Here is a 1,250-nt window from a genome sequence, read left to right on the forward strand (position 1 = left end):
GCCTGCAGGAGGTCTCGCGGGAAGTGGTCGACCGCAGTCAGAAGCGCCTGCAACACAACATCGATGGTCTACAGTCGCTTGCCCGCTGTCGCTCGATGACGGACTTCGTTGAGGCGCAAACGACGCTGCTGCGCGACAACCTGGAGCAGACTGTCGAGAACAGCCGCCGCCTTGCCGAGCTCACGATACGGATCACCGAGGAGGCCACCCGAACCGTGACCGAGCAGGCCGACAAGACCGCCGAGCGGATCCGCCGCGCGGCCTGAGCACCCTAGCCGGGAACTGACAGGAAGAGCGCCCCTGAGGCGCTCTTCGCATGTGATCAGCAAAACCGGAGGTGCGGAGGCTCGGGATGCCGAGAGGACCTGATAGGAGCCGTTGGCCGCTGACGTCTCCACCGCGGTAACGTCGAACGCTACCAAGGTCTAGATGCCGGACGGGCGTGCTCCCGGTCGTCCGCGATCATGATGTCCGGAGCGGGCACGCCCTCTGGCTCAGCGCGCCCATTTGAGGAAAAACAGCCCTTCAGAGCTTGGGTCGGCGCATGATCTCAGGTGGAGGGAGGCCTCTTATAGGCCCCGCACACGGACCTCGAACTGCCACCCTTACCGTTGCAGTCGTGACCGCATTCATTGTGGCCACCGCGGTCCAAGGCCAGCCTCAGTCGTCGGAGACGCGCAGCGGATGGCACCATCCGCTCACCGGCATCAGGGCCGATCCGGCGTAGCGGTGCTTGGGGCTCGACCAGCGCCGGCGGCACCGCCTCATCGATGCGCTCGAGCGGCAGTGGGATGCCGGATGGGAAGGGGGTGGCTTCGTGGCCAGTGGTCCCTACCTGGCGCGAGTGCTGGGTCTGTTTGACCTGCTCGGCAGCGCATACCGGCTTGCAAAGGCCTGACCAATACAGGGTCCGACCTAGCCGGCGGGGCAGCCTTGCGGATCGTCCGGGTGGCAAGGCCAACCAGCCCAACATTGGGCTGCCGCAAGGTAAGGCGACCCTCAAGTGCGGTTTCGAGTATGGTATGCTGTCAAGCGACACCGAGATTTACGAGATAAGGCGACATCCAGTTTTACGACGGCTCAAGCGTGAGCCCGCTGGAGAGCCTCCTCCAGATCCCGCAGGTGAAGTAGTTTGGACTTAATCTGACAGACGGTGTCGTTAGGCTGAGGCATGAGCCGAGGCCGGGCGCGGAGTGGTCGGGGTGCGCAGCGCCCGGCCTCGGGGTTCACAAGGAACATCGTCATGACCA

Annotated in this window: 1 protein-coding gene; it reads left to right on the forward strand. The window is 64.3% G+C overall.

The features are described from left to right. On the forward strand, positions 1-266 hold a 266-nt coding region (locus tag FS320_RS43655; RefSeq protein WP_162003643.1), incomplete at its 5' end, for a phasin family protein. Between the last annotated feature and the right edge of the window lie 984 nt (positions 267-1,250).

Origin of the sequence: Microvirga tunisiensis (assembly GCF_009296175.1) — a bacterium.
GTDB classification, from domain to species: Bacteria; Pseudomonadota; Alphaproteobacteria; order Rhizobiales; family Beijerinckiaceae; genus Microvirga; species Microvirga tunisiensis.